Genomic DNA, 15,778 nt, shown 5'->3' on the forward strand with positions numbered 1-15,778 from the left:
TCGAGGCTTATGAGTATTAACGTCGAACAAGCAATTATTCACGCGATATCCCAAGATGGCGAAGGCCAGCTCAGCTGTAGATTGCGTCCACAACCGCTGCTAAATAGTCAAGCCGTCGAAGCCATGCTCGAAGAGCTGCATCAAACCTACACTAGTAAGTCGGGTAAGGGGTTTGGTCATTTTGGTACCCACGGCGAAGATGGTGAAGCCAACCCACAGTTTAAAGAGGCCCTGAGCCAGTATCTGGGTGGCGAGCTTGGGTTCGTCGAGTTTTCCGGCATGGCGGGTAAGCTGCTGCAGGAAGAGCTCGCCAAGTATGACTTCAGCCAGGGGGGCTTCCTGCTGCTGGCCTGTTATACCTATATGACCAGCGACTACCTGTTTGTCTCTCTGCTCAACGCCAAGTCGTCGATGACGGTGCTGGACGATATGGAGCTGTCGCAAAACACTCACCTGGATCTCAACAATGTGCAGCTGGCAGCCCGTATCGATCTGACCGAGTGGCAGGCCGATCCGGACTCGCTCAAGTATATCTCCTTCGTGCGCGGCCGCGCCGGACGTAAGGTGGCCGATTTCTTCCTCGACTTCATGGGCTGTGTCGAAGGGGTAAACACCAAGGCGCAGAACAAGTCGCTGATGAATGCGGTAGAAGATTTCGTGGCCAGCAGCGAGCTGACCAAGGATGAGCGCCAGCAGTGCCGCGAGAAGGTGTTCGAGTACTGCACCGAGCGGGTCGATAGCGGCGCCGACATTCAGCTTAAAGACTTGGCCGATGAACTGGCCGATGCGGGTATGGACTCCTTCTACGATTTCGCCCAGGGCGGCGACTATGAGCTAGAAGAGGAGTTTCCCGGCGATAAGCCGACTTTGCGTCAGCTGAAAAAGTTCTCCGGTACCGGCGGTGGCGTGACCATCAGCTTCGACGGTCAGCATCTGGGCGAGCGGGTGATCTATGACCCCATCTCAGATTCTATCTTGATCAAGGGCGTGCCGGCTAACCTCAAAGATCAGCTGGATCGTCGCCTCAAGGGCGGTCAATAACCAATTAACGGGCTATTCAGCGCCAGAAAAAAGCGTCTGTGTTAGACGCTTTTTTCATTTATGATGTGTAATGTGAGTCGGTTTGGTTAGACGACGAACGCTTAACCGCTGCATGACTTGCTAAAATATCGCAGATGAGTTGAAATTATCTGCTGAAACAACAGTACTGTTGAAACAAATGTGTCCTCCGGCCGTTTGCCGATGGGATCAATTAAGGTGGACTGTTTTTCTGCCGACGGAGCGTAAATGCAACTTTTTGTTAGAGATTTAACCGTAATCGATTTTTCTTACCTGTGCCCTATCCGTGGCATGGTCGGGGAGAGCTGGATTGTCGACGTGCTGCTCGATGGCGGCCTGGACGATCAGAACATGGTGCTGGACTTTGCCAAGGTAAAGCGCACCATCAAGAACACCATAGACGATGTGGCCGATCACCGCTTGCTTATCCCTACTGCCTGCGCCGAGGTGAGATGGCAGCAGCAGGGCGATCGTGTCTGGATGGATTTCAACAGCCTGCAGGGAGATATCCATCTCGCCTGTCCCGCTCAGGCCTTTGCCCTGATCCCCACTGAGATCATCGATTTTGACAGCGTTAACGCCTTCTTGCAGAAAGCCTTGAAAGAAGTGCTGCCTGACAACGTGCAGGGCATCGCATTGACCCTGCGTAACGAGCTGCACGAGACCCCTTATTACCACTATTCTCATGGCCTGAAGAAACACGATGGTAACTGCCAGCGTATCGCTCACGGTCATCGCAGCCCGATCAACGTGTTTGAAAATGGCATCGCCGCGCCTAAGTGGGACGAGTATTGGGCCCGCCGCTGGAAAGATATCTATCTCGGCAGCCAAGATGACCTGGTCGAGGTGGACGAGCTGGACCTGTCACCGCAGACAAGCGTGAGCGATGAGACCCACTACGGTTTCCACTATGTGGCGCCGCAAGGGGATTTTCAGCTGGCCATGCCTAAGAAGCGCTGCGAGATCATCCCACACGATACTACGGTAGAGCTACTGGCCGACTTTATCGCCACCACGCTGGCGAGCGAAAACCCAGAGAGCGAATTTAAGGTGATCGCCTATGAAGGCGTGGGTAAGGGCGCCATCGCCTCTAAAGGCGAGCGTCACGTCTAGCAGCTTGTCAGACGTTTTACTTAGCCTTAATCCTTTATTAGCCTGAATCGATAGGAGTCGAATTTGAACTTGTTGCGCTTAGTTGTGGCTGTGCTCTGTCTTGGTGGCGCCGTGGGCGCTAAGGCCGAGGTTAACTTGAGTGGCAAGATGGAGCAGGGGGCGCTTATTCGCGGCCAGGCTCAGGCGGGAACCCAGGTATGGCTCAACGGCGAGCCGGTTAAGGTGAGTCCCGAGGGGCTGTTTGCCTTCGGTTTCGAGCGGGAAGCCGCGCTAAATCAAGAGCTTAAACTTGTCTACCCAGATGGCCTGACCCAGTTTATGCCCCTCAAGATAAGCGAGAAGCAGTACAAGATAGACAAGGTCAATGGCATCGCCAAGAAGATCATGAAGCCAGATCCTAAGGCCCTAGAGCGCGCGGCCAAAGACAGCAAGCAGGTCAAGGCGGCCAGAGCCACCTTCTCGGGGCAGACCGCCTTTGCTCAAGACTTCATCTGGCCGCTGACCGGCCGCATCTCGGGCGTGTATGGCAGCCAGCGGGTCTATAACGGCAAGCCGGGCAATCCTCACTATGGCGTGGATGTGGCGGCCAAGACAGGCACAGTGGTGGTCGCGCCGGCCGATGGCGTGGTGACCCTCTCTGTGCCCGATATGTTCTACTCTGGCGGTACCATGATCATCGACCACGGCTATGGGGTGAGTTCCAGCTTCCTACACCTGAGTAAGCTGTATGTGAAGCCGGGTGAGACCATCAAGCAGGGTCAACCCGTTGCCGAGGTGGGCGCCACCGGACGTGCCACCGGGCCGCACCTTGACTGGCGTCTCAACTGGTTCCAGATGCGACTGGATCCCGTGACTGTGGTACCGTCCATGGCGAGTGTGCTTGAGCGTCAAAACCAGGCCAAACAGACCAAACAGACCAAACAGGCAAATTAGGTCAAGTATGGTAAATCGCTCTCTGACAAGGTGAGTGGAACGAAATATTAGTGAAGGCGGCCAAGGGTCGCCTTTTTCATGTCTCTCATTCTTTATCTCTTCCTCTGTTTCTCGCTTTCTTAACCCATCTGGCGTTTGGGTGATCGATTCTTGGTATCGCTGCGTATGCAAGTTATAGGTCAAGCAGATATCGTAAGCAGCAAAGTTACAGCGCTTAGATTTCTGCGTTGGAAAGCATTTAAGCAGAAGAGTCGTGTAAGTCAGTATGAAGATCACCCATGAAACCAGCCCTGCCACTGGGGCGCAGCAAGCGGGTCACACAGAGTCGCGGCAACAGCAGCCAGCCAGGCTAGCGGAGCAGACCCTGGCGGTTTTCCCCCTGCCGCTGTTTGTGCTGCCGGGCGGCGTGCAGCGCCTGAGGATCTTCGAGCAGCGTTATCTTGCTATGGTTTCAGAATCCTTGATTACAGAATCCATGGCGGCTGAGTCCACAGGCAGCGGCTTTGTGATCGCCCGCTACGATAAGGCCTTTGATTTCAATGTGCCCGACTGGGGCACCAAGGTACAAATCGTCGATTTTCATCATGGCGAAGATGGCCTGCTGGTTATCGATGTTAGGGCCAGTCATCTGGTGAGCCTGGACAGATTCGAGGTGCGTGGCGACGGCCTGTTGATGGCGCGCTGTCGCTATCGCGACCATTGGCCCTCTCAGCCGCCCAGTGCTCGGCGCGGCGAGCTGGGGCAGGCCCTCAGCGAGCTGTTTGTACAACATCCTCCATTGGCGCAACTCTACCCTCAGCCAGAATTTAATCGGCTGGATTGGGTCTGCGCTCGCTTTTTAGAGATATTGCCTTTATCTTTGAATGAGAAGGAGAAATTCATCTTGCCTAACAGTTTTCCTCAGGCAAAGTCGTTTCTCGATACATTTATTTTGGGTCAGGACAAAATTAATTGATCCAAGTTGCCGGCGCCTGCGTATAGACGATTATCTATGGGTCATACGTGAATTCAGATGCAGACATTTGTTAGCGCAGGCGCCCCGGATAAAGGGAGTGCGAACATTAACAGTCATCCAGAGACGCAGGTACCGCCAGAGTTGTCTGTCTGGTTGGTGCGGGTTGCCGATGCAAGGGACAAGCAGGCGTTTACCCGTCTGTTTCAATTTTTTGCGCCTAAGATTAAACGCTTTGGTATCAAGCAGCTAGGCAACGAGGCTCAGGCACACGAGTTGGTGCAGGAGACCATGAGTAATGTCTGGCGCAAGGCGCATCTCTATGACGGCGACAAGGGCGCGGCCACCACTTGGGTCTATACCGTGATGCGTAATGCCGCCTTCGATATGCTCAGGCGTGTCAAGGCCAAGGCGGAGATGAATCTCGGTGACGACATCTGGCCTATCGAGCAGGTGCAGAGCGAAGAGGCACTACCTGAATTTGCCGACCATCTGATGGAGAAGCAGATGCTTGCCTATGTCGACAGCCTGCCCGAGGCACAACGCGCCGTGGTCAAGGGTGTCTACTATCAGGAACTCTCCCAGGAGCAGTTGGCACAGCAGTTCGGCGTACCCATAGGCACCATTAAATCCAGACTCAGGCTCGCCCTGGCGAAACTCAAGCAGCAGATGGGAGACCAGCAGCATGATTAATCACCATCCCACTTCTGACGTGCTGGCACAGTTTGTTGCCGGTAACTTACCCGCCTCGGTATCCGTATTGGTGTCGAGCCACGTCGAGCTGTGCGCCGAATGTGCCCGCTCGGTGCAGCGGTTAACCCAGCAGGCTGCCATCGACGCCTTTGGAGAACTTGCTGACGAGACAGCAGGCGATGAGTTGCTTGTAACCGATATGACAAGCGAACTGGCCGGCGAATTTGAGTTCGAGCTAGAAGATTTCGACGAGTGTATCGCCGCCATCACGGCCGAGGAAGCCGATGACAAGCGTCAGTTGCCGCAAACCGTTACCGAAATTGCCGTGGGAGGAGAGCGTATCGCGCTGCCGACGGCGCTCAGGTCGATTCCCCTCAAGGAGTGGCAGGGCATGGGTAAGCTGTCACGCTCGCGCCTGGCACTGGACGATGGCGATCTCAGGATGAGCCTGCTGCACATAGATAAAGGTGGCAGCGTGCCTTGTCACACCCACAAAGGGTTCGAGATCACCTTGCTGCTGCAGGGCAGCTTCACCGATGAGATGGGCGAGTATCGCAAGGGCGACTTTATCTGGCTCGACGGCCAGCACACCCATCAGCCGGTGACCGAAGAGGGCTGTGTCTGCCTCACGGTTTCCAGCGATGCGATCCATTTTACCCAGGGGATGAGCCAGCTGCTTAACCCAATCGGACGTTTTATCTACTAATTCCTTGATGCCTGGTCTGCTAAATGGAGGCGACATGAAGAAGAAATTGAAGATAGGCATAAGTGCCTGTGTGATGGGGGAGCCGGTACGCTTCGACAGAGGCCATAAAAAGTCCGGTTTCTGCATGGAACAACTGGCGGAGTTTGCCGAGTTTAAGCCCGTATGCCCAGAGATGGCTATCGGCCTGCCGGTGCCTAGGCCAACCATCAGGCAGATCGTTAAGGACAATATCATCACCGTCTCTCGTCCCGACGGCAGCGGCGATGTGACCGAGGCCCTGAAAGCGTTCGGCGCTAAGGCCGCCCAAGGCTATCAGGATCTGGCGGGCTTCGTGTTTTGTGCCAAGAGCCCGAGCTGTGGCATGGAGCGGGTGAAGGTGTATCACCATCATGGTAAAGGCTCTGAATCCACAGGTGTTGGTGTGTTCGCCGAGCAGGTGATGAAGGCCAATCCGCTGCTGCCTTGTGAGGAGAACGGCAGGTTGAATGACCCCATCATTCGCGAAAACTTCACCACCCGTATCTTTACCTATCAGAAGTGGCTGGATCTTAAGGCCGAAGGGCTGACCCGGCACAAGCTGATACAGTTTCACAGCGCCCATAAGTACCTGGTGATGAGCCATCATGTACAGAGCTACCGAGAGCTGGGGCGTCTGCTGGGCCGCGCCGATATTGGTGTCGAGGAGCAGGGCGAGCGCTATATCTCTGGTTTGATGCAGGCCCTTAAAAATAAGGCGTCCCGTCGCAGTCATACCAACACCCTGCAGCATCTGCAGGGCTACTTTAAGCGCCAGCTCGATGAGCATAAGCGCCGTGAGCTGACCGAGGAGATCGCCGCCTATCGCGAGGGGCTGTCACCATTGTTGGTGCCACTGACGCTGATTAAACATCACCTTATCGAGTATCCCAACGAGTACCTGCAGCAGCAGGCTTATCTCAATCCTCATCCTAAGGAGCTGAGACTGAGGTATGGCTATTGAGCGCATTACTCTGGCTGAGAAGGGACTTTCGCCTCCATGACAACCCCGCCTTGAGTGAGGCGGTTCGCCTTGGGGTAAAACAGGCCGTCTTTATCGCCACCCCGGCCCAATGGCATAACCATGATATGGCGCCGATCAAGGCCGATCTCATTCGACGCCATCTTAAGTTGATGCATAAACGGCTATCTGAGTATGGCATTGAGCTGTTGGTGTTATCGGCCGCTGACTTTAGCGAACAGGTAAAGGTCCTGTGTGACTTTTGCCGCGCTAACGCAATCACGCTGCTGCTGGCCAATGGCGAGCCGGAACTCGATGAGCGTCAGCGTGACGCCGACGTCATGGCCACAGGCCTGGAGCTGAGGCTATGGCAAAACGATTGTATCTTGCCACCCGGCGGCGTGCTCAATCAGCAGGGGGAGATGTTTAAGGTATTTACCCCCTTCAAGAAGGCCTGGCTTAAATGTGTCGCCGCTCGAGGCATAGAGTGTGTGCCGACGCCGACACTTGAGAAACCTTTGACGAGTGATGAGGTGTTGGTAGGCGGTGCCGACGCCTTTACCTTAGATTATCCCCTGGAGGACTCCAGTATCTGGCCTGATAGTGAGCAGGTGATGACTAAGCTCTTGCCCGCTTTTTGGCAGGAGAAGCTGCTCGACTATAGTGAACTACGTGATTTCCCCGCTATCAAGGGCACCTCGGGGCTCTCTCCCTACTTAGCCATAGGCGCCATCAGCCCACGTTGGCTGGCACTGCAACTGGTGCAGCGTCATCCAGAGGTGATCTATGACTCCCAGCACGCCGCCTTTTCCTGGCTCAACGAGCTGATTTGGCGCGACTTCTATAAACATCTGCTGTTTCACTATCCCGATCTCATCAAGGGCAGGAGTTTTCAGCCCAAGTATGAGTCGCTGCCCTGGCCCAATAACGAGGCGCACTTTCAGGCCTGGTGCGAGGGACGCACCGGATACCCCATAGTCGATGCCGCCATGAAACAGCTGCGCCGCACCGGCTGGATGCACAATCGTCTAAGGATGATAGTGGCCAGTTTTCTGACTAAACACCTGCTGGTGGACTGGCACAAGGGCGAGCGCTTCTTTATGCAGCAGCTGATCGATGGTGATTTTAGTGCCAATAACGGCGGCTGGCAGTGGGCGGCCAGCACGGGCTGTGATGCCCAGCCCTATTTTAGGATCTTCAACCCTATCACCCAGAGCCAAAAATTTGATCCTCGGGGCGATTTCATCCGTAAGTATCTACCAGAGTTAAGTGAGGTGCCCGACAAGCAGATCCACTTCCCCCATGACTATTTGGTGAGTCAGGGCAAGGGTGAGATCTACCCCGCGCCGATAGTGGACCATAAGGCGGCGCGTGCAAGGGCCCTGGCGTTTTATAAGGTGGAATAGGATGACAAAGACGATGGCAAACGCCTTGTGGTTACAAAACTTTATCGCCGTGTATAGCGACCTCGGCACAGAGAACCTGGAGGGGCTGCGACGGATCTATCATCCCGACATAGTGTTTTGCGATCCCCTGCATCGCGTCGAGGGGCTGGATGGCCTGCTGGGCTATTTTCAAGGGCTTTATCACCAGGTGATAAGCTGTGACTTCACCATAGCGTCGGTCTTAGAGCATCAGGGCGAGGCCGCCGTCTACTGGACCATGACCTTCAGACACAAACAGCTTAATGGCTGCCAGCCAATTGAGGTCGAGGGGCACTCTCAACTGCGGGCCAAGGACAACAAGGTGATCTATCACAGGGATTACTTCGATGTCGGCGCCATGTTATATGAACAGCTGCCGTTGCTCGGCAGCCTGATCCGCGCGGTAAAACGCCGCGCCGTGAACTAGGAGGCCGGGATGAAACTCATGATAACGGGCGCCACCTCGGGGATCGGCAAGCAGCTGGCCCTGGGCTATGCCAAGGCCGGTCACCAGGTACTGGCCTGCGGGCGCAGCCAGGCAAAGCTCGATACACTCACACAGGCATCGGCAAATATTGATGCCCTCTGTTTCGATTTGACCCAGTATGATAGCTATCCCGAGCTGCCTGCGGCTAGTGGACCGCTGGATCTGCTGATCCTCAACGCCGGGGATTGCGAATATATCGACGATGCCCTTAATTTCGATGCTAAGCGTTTCGAGAAGATCATCAATATCAATCTTATCGCCATCGGCTATGCCCTGCAGGCCTGGTTGCCAAGGCTAAGACCCGGCGGTCGCCTGGTGTTGGTGAGCTCCAGCGCTCAGCTGCTCGCGCTGCCACGAGCCGAAGCCTATGGCACCTCCAAGGCGGGACTGAGTTATCTGGCCAAGGTGCTGGCCATCGATCTGGCGAGACATCAGATAGAGGTGACCCTGGTGCATCCGGGCTTTGTGCAGACACCGCTCACCGATCGCAACACCTTCGCCATGCCCATGATGATCGGCGCCGAGGAGGCGGCCGACACCATAATGCGTGGTATCGCCAAGGGTAAGCGTGACATACGCTTCCCGCGCCTGTTTATCCTGGTGATGCGTGGCCTCTCGCTGTTACCTTTTTCACTCTGGCGTCGTCTCGCCATGAGGATGGTGTCTCCATGAAGAAAATTGCCATTATCGGCTCGGGCATCTCGGGCCTGACCTGCGCCTATCTGCTGGACAAGCACTATGAGGTGACCCTGTTTGAACAGAACGACTATGTGGGCGGCCACACGGCCACCGTCGATATAAATCACCAGGGGCGCGACTACGCCATAGACACCGGCTTTATCGTGTTTAACGACAGAACTTACCCCAACTTCAATCGCCTGCTGGCCATGCTTGGCATTGAGGGACAGGCCACCGAGATGAGCTTCAGCGTCCATAATCGTCAGACAGGTTTCGAGTATAACGGCCACGGCCTCAATAGCCTGTTTGCCCAGCGGCGCAACCTGTTTCGTCCCCGTTTCTGGCGTCTGCTGAGTGAGATCTTAAGCTTCAATCGACTCTGCAAGGAGAGTTATGGCCAGGACGCCGTGCCCGAGGGGATGACCCTGGGGGAGTTTCTGACGCAGCATGGCTTTTCATCATTTTTCAGCGAGCACTACATACTGCCCATGGGGGCGGCTATCTGGTCGACCAGCCTGAAAGAGATGCAGGCCTTCGAGCTTAAGTTTTTCATCCGTTTCTTCTATAACCATGGCCTGCTCAACATCAGTGACAGGCCGCAGTGGTATGTGGTGCCAGGCGGCTCGCGCCAATATGTTGAGGCGATCCTCGCCGGCCTCTCTTGTCCGGTACATTTAGGTAGCCAGATTGAGGGGGTATATCGCCACGACGGTGAGGTAAGGTTAGTGATGCAAGGGGGGGAGACACAGGTATTCGATGAGGTGATCTTCGCCTGTCACTCGGACCAGGCGCTCGCGCTGCTGGGGGATGCAACGCCCGAGGAGCAAGCGGTTCTGGGGAGCATCCCCTACAGCCGCAACGAGGTCGTGCTGCACACCGACATCAAGTTATTGCCTAAGCGGCCACTGGCCTGGGCGAGTTGGAACTACATGCTGGATGATAATCTCGAGCGTGCGGCCTGCGTCACCTACAACATGAACATACTGCAGGGCATAGAGAGTAATACCACCTTCTGTGTCACCCTGAATCAGAGTGAGGAGATAGAGGATGACAAGGTGCTGCGCCGCTTTGTCTATCACCATCCCGTGCTGAACGAGGCCAGTGTCGCGGCCCAGCAGCGGCGCCTGGAGATCTGCGGTAAGGCTCACACCCATTTTGTCGGCGCCTACTGGTACAACGGTTTTCATGAAGATGGCGTGCGCAGTGCCCTGGATGTCACCAAGCGCTTCGGGATGAGTCTATGAGTGCATTGGGTCAAGGCTCGTCCAGCCCTCGAGAGCTTGATGAGCATAGCGGCATCTATACGGGCCAGGTGCGTCATCGCAGGTTTGGCGATATCCCACATGCCTTCGGCTATCGTCTCTACATGATGGGGCTGGATCTCGACGAGCTGCCGGCCGTCACCGCCCGCAGCTGGCTGTTTGGCCAGCGCTGGTTCAACCCCATACGTTTTTATGAAAAAGATTACCTCAAAAATGAACCCGGCAGCCTTAAGCAGCGTATTGCCCAGAAAGTCGTCGCACTCGGTGGACGTTGGCAGGCAGACAACAGGGTGGTGATGTTGGCCCAGTGCCGCTGCCTGGGGATCTATTTCAGCCCCATCAACTTCTACTTCTGTTACGACGAGCAGCAAGTTTGCCGCTACATGTTGGCCGAGGTGAGTAATACGCCATGGAATCAGAGGCACTATTACCTGTTGAGCCTGGAGGGTGAGATGAAGATTAACAAGGCATTTCATGTATCGCCCTTCATGGAGATGGAGATGACCTACCACTGGCGGGTGTCGCCGCCGACGGCCAAGGCGATGGTGCATATCGAAAACCATCGGGAGACCGAGGGGGTCACTAAGGTGTTCGATGCCACTTTGGCGCTCGACAGGCAGGGGATCACCCCAAGCAACCTGATGAGCACCTGGCTCAGGATCCCGGCGATGACGGTAAAGATGGTCCTGGGGATCTACTGGCAGGCCCTTAAGCTGTTTGTTAAGCGCGTGCCTTTTATCACGCATCCCGATGTCGGTGAGTCGGCCAAGTAGCAAAGATCACCGCGGGCGTAACCAACGGGGCGGCGCAACATAGAGCCTGAATCAGAGAGTATTTCATTTAGCGAGGTAGAGATGGAACAGATAATCAAACAAGAAAACGGCGTGAAGCCTCGCGGCGCAGCAGTTAACGAGGCCGTTAAGCGCGGCGCTAAGCCAAGATATCGCGCCCTGGTTCTCCGTCTATTGGAGCAGCTCCAGGGGGGACGTATCACCTTGGTCGAAAGCGACACTCGTCAGCAATTTGGTGAGCTAACCTCTGGTCTTAACGCCGAGATTGTGGTGCTGGATCCCAGCTTCTATCGGGACCTTATTCAGGGCGGTAGCATAGGCGCCGCCGAGGCCTTTCTCGACGGTAAGTGGACCAGCCCTGATCTTACCCTCCTGATCCAGCTGATGGCCCGCAATCAAACCCGGCTGGATGCCCTGGAGCAGAAGGTGGCCTGGCTGACCCGCATCAAGCATCTGTTTTTAAGGCTGAGTCAGCGCAATACCGAGCAGGGCGCCAAGCGCAACATCCTTGCTCACTACGACATAGGCAACGAGCTCTACGAGCGCTTTCTCGATTCGAGCATGCTCTACTCCTGCGCCCTCTATGATGAAGCGGCGCAGAGCCTGGCCCAGGCGCAGCAAAATAAGCTGCGTACCATCTGCGACAAGCTGGAGCTCAAACCGGGCGAGCATGTGCTGGAGATAGGCACAGGCTGGGGCGCACTGGCCATCTATATGGCGCAGCATTATGGCTGCCAGGTTACTACGACCACCATATCCGATGCCCAGTATCAATATGCCAAGACAAGGATAGAAGAGGCTGGCCTTAGCGAGCAGATAACCCTGCTCAAGCAGGACTATCGTCGCCTCACGGGGCAGTATGACAAGCTGGTCTCCATAGAGATGATAGAGGCCGTGGGCCACGAATACCTGGGGACCTTCTTCGAGACCTGTTCAAAGCGACTCAAGCAAGACGGCAAGATGCTGCTGCAGGCCATAACCATCAGCGATGGTCGCTATGACAAGTATCGCAGGGGCGTCGACTTCATTCAGAAATATATCTTCCCCGGTGGCTGTCTGCCCTCGGTAGCCGTGATGAGCGAGCAGATCGCCAAGCGGACCGACATGGTGATCTGCGATCTGCAAGATATTGGCCTGCACTATGCCAGAACCCTGTATGACTGGCGTCAGGCCTTCGAGCAGGCCTGGCCGCAGCTGGAGGCACTGGGTTATGACGCCAGCTTCAAGCGTCTCTGGCTATTCTACTTCTGTTACTGCGAAGGGGCATTCAAGGAGCGGCTGATCGCCACTCATCATCTGGTTGCCCGTAAGCCCAGGTATTTTGGGGCTCAGGATGAAAGCGTTCTGGCTTATTAACCTTGGCCTGTTCCAGCTGGCCTGGTGGTCGGCGGCCTGGCTGACGCAATCGGCCAGCTACATCATCTCTGGGCTGATCATCTTGCATTGCCTGCTGTCGCCCAGTCTGAAAGCGGATCTGAGGCTGATGGCGCTGCTGCCGCTAGGCTTGCTGGTCGATGGCGTGCTGATTGCCCTCGGCTGTTTTCGCGGCATCGAGTCGGCATTTCCTCTCTGGCTAGCCCTTCTTTGGGTGATCTTCTTGATGAGTCTTAACCATAGCCTGCGCGCGCTGTCACGGCTCGGCCTGCCTTGGCTGATGCTTATCGGCGCCTTCGGTGGGGCGGGCAGCTACTGGGCCGGTCTGAGCCTGGGGGCGTTGGCGACCCCACTGTCCGATCTCAATTTTTGGTTGGTCACGGCGCCGGTTTGGGCATTGCTCCTGCCTTTGTTGGTGTGGGGGCAGGGGATGTTATCTGCGCAGCAAGTGAGTCAGGTAAGAAAGTGAGGTGAGTCATGGGTAAATATCTATTGCTATTACTCTTTAGCCTGAATGTTCAGGCAGCCGATCTCGACCGGTTACACAAGATAGGTAGCGCCGAGATGCAGTATCTATTTTGGACCTTGTATCGCGCCGAGCTGTATGGCACTGCCCCTGAGTATCAGGCCGCTGGTGACAAGGCGCTGAGAATTAATTACTACCGAGATATCGACAGTGATGCGCTTATTGAGGCGACCATAGACCAATGGCGTCACCTGGGGTATTCCGACGAGCAGATAGCGCCTTGGCAGGCACATATTAAGGACCTATGGCCCGACGTGCGCCAGGGCGACAGCCTGACGCTATGGGTGAACTCACAGGGCGACAGTCATTTCTACTTCGGTGACGAGGAGCTGGGACAGATCCAGGATCAAACCTTTGGCGAGGCGTTTCTGGCTATCTGGTTATCTGAGCGCACCTCTGAGCCTGAGCTCAGGCAAGGCTTATTAGGATTAAGACAATGAAAAAGATCATTTTACTAGGTTTGTCCTGTCTTGTGTTGCTGCTCGGCGGCTGTGGTAGTGCATCACTCGAGGATTATCGCGATACCAGCCCGGCGCTGCATCTGGATCAGTTTTTCGACGGTAAGCTAAAGGCCTACGGCATAGTGCTTGACCGCTCGGGTACACTTATCAGGCGCTTCGAGGTCGATTTGTTGGCTCACTGGCAGGGGGATAACGGTGAGATCAAGGAGTGGTTTGTGTTCGACGATGGCGAGCGTACTACTCGCACCTGGCAGCTGACCAAGCTTAGCGATGGTTCCTATCAAGGCAGCGCTGAGGATGTGGTGGGCATCGCCCTCGGTCGCACCCGAGGCGCGGCGCTGTTCTGGCAATATCAACTCGAGATCCCCATCGATGGTGAGATCTATGAGGTAACCCTAGATGATTGGATGTTTCTGCTCGATGAAAAGCGCTTGTTTAACAAGACCGAGATGAGCAAGTTTGGCTTCAAAGTCGGCGAAGTCATCTTGTATATCGAAAAACAGTAAGGGCAAAGGATTTACCCGTTTGGTGTCGTTAATGGCTCTCGCTGTTTTTGCGAATGAGTCTGGTTATCCAAACGGGAGAGTTTCTACTAACATAAAGACTGATGCTCTTTTGAAATGCAGTAATTTTAATCCTTATAGAAAGCCCTTATACCAATCACAGTAAGTATGTGATAGCAAATAGCGCAGGAAAAACGCTTGAGAACAAAGCAGGATTTTTAGATAAGTAATTATTTTACAATTAAAAATACTAATACCGTTATCGAGCGCTTTAACCAGCTAGCATGATTAATTATTTATTACGATTGGTATTACTCTAAATAGAATCACGATGTAAAGATGTTGAACTTGAGGGAATGAGCATAGCACTTATTGGCAAATACATTGTTTGCGCGACGATGTGACGCATAAGAGGCAGCTTATATGAAAGGTTTACAACAATCTCAGGTGGACAGCTTTAAGGCTGATTTTAGTGGTGAGGTGATTTTGCCCGAAGACAGCGACTACGATGAGGTGCGACAGATCTGGAATGGCATGATAGATCGCAGACCGGGGATGATTGCCCGGTGCACCTCGGCGGAGGATGTAGTTAAAGCCGTTAACTTTGGCAGAGAGAATCAACTACTGATTTCGGTGCGTGGCGGTGGCCACAATATCGCGGGTAAGGCCCTTTGTGACGATGGCTTGATGATCGACCTGTCACTGATGAAACAGGTCAGGGTGGATCCCGACAAACAAATGGCTTGGGTCGAGCCCGGTTGTACGCTGGAGGATGTGGATTCAGCCACACAAGAACATGGCCTGGTGACACCCGTGGGGATCAATTCCACCACGGGGATAGCAGGGTTAACCCTGGGTGGTGGATTTGGTTGGTTAAGCCGCAAGTTTGGCATGACTATCGATAACCTGGTCTCTGCTAATGTGGTGACCGCCGACGGCAAACAACTTGTTGCCAGCCAAGCCAGTGAGCCAGAGCTATTCTGGGGATTGCGTGGCGGTGGCGGTAACTTCGGCATAGTCACTCAGTTTGAGTTTAAACTCCATCCTCTGGGGCCTGACGTTCTTAGCGGCCTGATAGTGTTTCCCTTCGAGCAGGCAAAGTCTGTTATCAGTCAGTTTGTTAACTTTACCGCCAACGCCCCCGATGAACTGAGTGTGTGGATGGTTGCCCGCAAGGCACCACCGCTGCCATTTTTACCCGAAACGGTACACGGCAAAGAGGTGATAGTGCTGGCGATATGTTATGCCGGCGATCCTGTCGAAGGTGAGAAACTGATTGCACCGCTTCGTCAATTTGGCACACCTGTGGGTGAGCATGTCGGTGTACAACCCTTCGCCGCTTGGCAGCAAGCCTTCGATCCACTATTGACGCCTGGTGCCCGTAACTACTGGAAATCCCACAATTTTACTCAGTTGACTGAAGCGGCTATCGATACGGCCATCGAATATGCCGGCACCCTGCCCACAGAGCAATGTGAGATCTTCATCGCGTCCATAGGTTGCGCCACTTGTCTGCCAGCAGCCGATGCCATGGCGTATTCTGCACGAGATGCCCAGTACGTCTTAAATGTGCACGTTCGCTGGGAGTCTGCCGATGACGATAAACGCTGCATCGCCTGGGCGCGGGAGTTCTTCGATAAGACCAAGCCTTTTGCCAGTGGCGGCGCCTATATCAATTTCTTGACCGATGATGAAGCCGACCGCACCGAGTCAGCCTATGGTGAGACCTACGGGCGCTTGCGGCAGCTGAAGAAGCAGTACGATCCGAACAACCTGTTTAGGGTCAATCAGAACATTAAGCCCGCTTAGCTAGGGCGCAAACCAGAAGCCAAGTGACTGT

At 54.8% G+C, this 15,778-nt stretch carries 17 protein-coding genes; all 17 read left to right on the forward strand.

Annotated elements, in window-relative coordinates:
* Positions 1–9: 9 nt before the first annotated feature.
* The 17 genes from yejK (at position 10) to L2731_RS08840 (ending at position 15,747) form a co-directional block, all read left to right on the forward strand.
* The gene (yejK, locus tag L2731_RS08760; protein WP_011865271.1) at positions 10–1,041 is read left to right on the forward strand and encodes a nucleoid-associated protein YejK; all 1,032 of its coding nucleotides are present in this window, start codon (positions 10–12) and stop codon (positions 1,039–1,041) included.
* A 246-nt stretch (positions 1,042–1,287) separates the two neighbouring features.
* A complete protein-coding gene (locus L2731_RS08765; protein WP_249252726.1) occupies positions 1,288–2,172 on the forward strand; it encodes a 6-carboxytetrahydropterin synthase in 885 nt (294 codons plus the stop codon).
* A gap of 84 nt (positions 2,173–2,256) precedes the next feature.
* Positions 2,257–3,105: a M23 family metallopeptidase gene (locus L2731_RS08770; RefSeq protein WP_462939100.1), complete on the forward strand. Its 849-nt coding sequence runs from the start codon at positions 2,257–2,259 to the stop codon at positions 3,103–3,105.
* A 265-nt stretch (positions 3,106–3,370) separates the two neighbouring features.
* Positions 3,371–4,060, forward strand: a complete 690-nt coding sequence (locus L2731_RS08775; protein ID WP_249252728.1) for an LON peptidase substrate-binding domain-containing protein — start codon at positions 3,371–3,373, stop codon at positions 4,058–4,060.
* Positions 4,061–4,117: 57 nt separating this feature from the next.
* The gene (locus L2731_RS08780) at positions 4,118–4,750 is read left to right on the forward strand and encodes a sigma-70 family RNA polymerase sigma factor (RefSeq protein WP_249252729.1); all 633 of its coding nucleotides are present in this window, start codon (positions 4,118–4,120) and stop codon (positions 4,748–4,750) included.
* The gene (locus L2731_RS08785) at positions 4,743–5,456 is read left to right on the forward strand and encodes a ChrR family anti-sigma-E factor (protein WP_249252730.1); all 714 of its coding nucleotides are present in this window, start codon (positions 4,743–4,745) and stop codon (positions 5,454–5,456) included. Before L2731_RS08780 ends, L2731_RS08785 begins: the two co-directional genes overlap by 8 nt.
* A gap of 34 nt (positions 5,457–5,490) precedes the next feature.
* Positions 5,491–6,435, forward strand: a complete 945-nt coding sequence (locus tag L2731_RS08790) for a YbgA family protein (protein WP_249252731.1) — start codon at positions 5,491–5,493, stop codon at positions 6,433–6,435.
* Complete coding sequence (gene phrB / locus L2731_RS08795; protein ID WP_249252734.1) at positions 6,432–7,838, forward strand: deoxyribodipyrimidine photo-lyase; 1,407 nt, start codon at positions 6,432–6,434, stop codon at positions 7,836–7,838. Before L2731_RS08790 ends, phrB begins: the two co-directional genes overlap by 4 nt.
* 1 nt (position 7,839) lies before the next feature.
* Entirely contained in the window at positions 7,840–8,283 is a 444-nt protein-coding gene (locus L2731_RS08800; protein ID WP_249252735.1) for a nuclear transport factor 2 family protein, read from the forward strand.
* Positions 8,284–8,292: 9 nt separating this feature from the next.
* Positions 8,293–9,015 carry an SDR family NAD(P)-dependent oxidoreductase gene (locus L2731_RS08805; RefSeq protein ID WP_249252736.1) on the forward strand — a complete coding sequence of 241 codons (723 nt, stop codon included), beginning with the start codon at positions 8,293–8,295 and terminating at the stop codon, positions 9,013–9,015.
* Positions 9,012–10,265, forward strand: coding sequence for an NAD(P)/FAD-dependent oxidoreductase (locus L2731_RS08810; protein WP_249252737.1), 1,254 nt, complete (start codon positions 9,012–9,014; stop codon positions 10,263–10,265). The genes L2731_RS08805 and L2731_RS08810 overlap by 4 nt, the downstream gene beginning before the upstream one ends.
* The gene (locus L2731_RS08815) at positions 10,262–11,056 is read left to right on the forward strand and encodes a DUF1365 domain-containing protein (RefSeq protein ID WP_249252738.1); all 795 of its coding nucleotides are present in this window, start codon (positions 10,262–10,264) and stop codon (positions 11,054–11,056) included. Before L2731_RS08810 ends, L2731_RS08815 begins: the two co-directional genes overlap by 4 nt.
* Positions 11,057–11,137: 81 nt before the next feature.
* Positions 11,138–12,430 (forward strand): SAM-dependent methyltransferase, encoded by a 1,293-nt coding sequence (locus L2731_RS08820; protein ID WP_249252739.1) that lies wholly within the window; start codon positions 11,138–11,140, stop codon positions 12,428–12,430.
* The gene (locus tag L2731_RS08825; protein ID WP_249252740.1) at positions 12,408–12,917 is read left to right on the forward strand and encodes a DUF2878 domain-containing protein; all 510 of its coding nucleotides are present in this window, start codon (positions 12,408–12,410) and stop codon (positions 12,915–12,917) included. Before L2731_RS08820 ends, L2731_RS08825 begins: the two co-directional genes overlap by 23 nt.
* Before the next feature lie 8 nt (positions 12,918–12,925).
* Positions 12,926–13,414 (forward strand): chalcone isomerase family protein, encoded by a 489-nt coding sequence (locus L2731_RS08830; protein WP_249252741.1) that lies wholly within the window; start codon positions 12,926–12,928, stop codon positions 13,412–13,414.
* Positions 13,411–13,941: a DUF3833 domain-containing protein gene (locus L2731_RS08835; protein ID WP_249252743.1), complete on the forward strand. Its 531-nt coding sequence runs from the start codon at positions 13,411–13,413 to the stop codon at positions 13,939–13,941. The genes L2731_RS08830 and L2731_RS08835 overlap by 4 nt, the downstream gene beginning before the upstream one ends.
* Positions 13,942–14,361: 420 nt before the next feature.
* Positions 14,362–15,747, forward strand: coding sequence for an FAD-binding oxidoreductase (locus tag L2731_RS08840; protein WP_249252745.1), 1,386 nt, complete (start codon positions 14,362–14,364; stop codon positions 15,745–15,747).
* The last annotated feature ends 31 nt before the right edge of the window (positions 15,748–15,778 follow it).

Origin of the sequence: Shewanella aquimarina, assembly GCF_023349185.1 — a bacterium.
In the GTDB taxonomy this organism is placed as follows: domain Bacteria; phylum Pseudomonadota; class Gammaproteobacteria; order Enterobacterales; family Shewanellaceae; genus Shewanella; species Shewanella aquimarina.

What these genes read in the sequence shown, in the direction of transcription:
- yejK (WP_011865271.1), top strand. Translation starts at nt 10, where the DNA reads ATGAGTATTAACGTCGAACAAGCAATTATTCACGCGATATCCCAAGAT.
- L2731_RS08765 (WP_249252726.1), top strand. Translation starts at nt 1,288, where the DNA reads ATGCAACTTTTTGTTAGAGATTTAACCGTAATCGATTTTTCTTACCTG.
- L2731_RS08775 (WP_249252728.1), top strand. Translation starts at nt 3,371, where the DNA reads ATGAAGATCACCCATGAAACCAGCCCTGCCACTGGGGCGCAGCAAGCG.
- L2731_RS08780 (WP_249252729.1), top strand. Translation starts at nt 4,118, where the DNA reads ATGCAGACATTTGTTAGCGCAGGCGCCCCGGATAAAGGGAGTGCGAAC.
- L2731_RS08785 (WP_249252730.1), top strand. Translation starts at nt 4,743, where the DNA reads ATGATTAATCACCATCCCACTTCTGACGTGCTGGCACAGTTTGTTGCC.
- L2731_RS08790 (WP_249252731.1), top strand. Translation starts at nt 5,491, where the DNA reads ATGAAGAAGAAATTGAAGATAGGCATAAGTGCCTGTGTGATGGGGGAG.
- L2731_RS08800 (WP_249252735.1), top strand. Translation starts at nt 7,840, where the DNA reads ATGACAAAGACGATGGCAAACGCCTTGTGGTTACAAAACTTTATCGCC.
- L2731_RS08805 (WP_249252736.1), top strand. Translation starts at nt 8,293, where the DNA reads ATGAAACTCATGATAACGGGCGCCACCTCGGGGATCGGCAAGCAGCTG.
- L2731_RS08810 (WP_249252737.1), top strand. Translation starts at nt 9,012, where the DNA reads ATGAAGAAAATTGCCATTATCGGCTCGGGCATCTCGGGCCTGACCTGC.
- L2731_RS08815 (WP_249252738.1), top strand. Translation starts at nt 10,262, where the DNA reads ATGAGTGCATTGGGTCAAGGCTCGTCCAGCCCTCGAGAGCTTGATGAG.
- L2731_RS08820 (WP_249252739.1), top strand. Translation starts at nt 11,138, where the DNA reads ATGGAACAGATAATCAAACAAGAAAACGGCGTGAAGCCTCGCGGCGCA.
- L2731_RS08825 (WP_249252740.1), top strand. Translation starts at nt 12,408, where the DNA reads ATGAAAGCGTTCTGGCTTATTAACCTTGGCCTGTTCCAGCTGGCCTGG.
- L2731_RS08830 (WP_249252741.1), top strand. Translation starts at nt 12,926, where the DNA reads ATGGGTAAATATCTATTGCTATTACTCTTTAGCCTGAATGTTCAGGCA.
- L2731_RS08835 (WP_249252743.1), top strand. Translation starts at nt 13,411, where the DNA reads ATGAAAAAGATCATTTTACTAGGTTTGTCCTGTCTTGTGTTGCTGCTC.
- L2731_RS08840 (WP_249252745.1), top strand. Translation starts at nt 14,362, where the DNA reads ATGAAAGGTTTACAACAATCTCAGGTGGACAGCTTTAAGGCTGATTTT.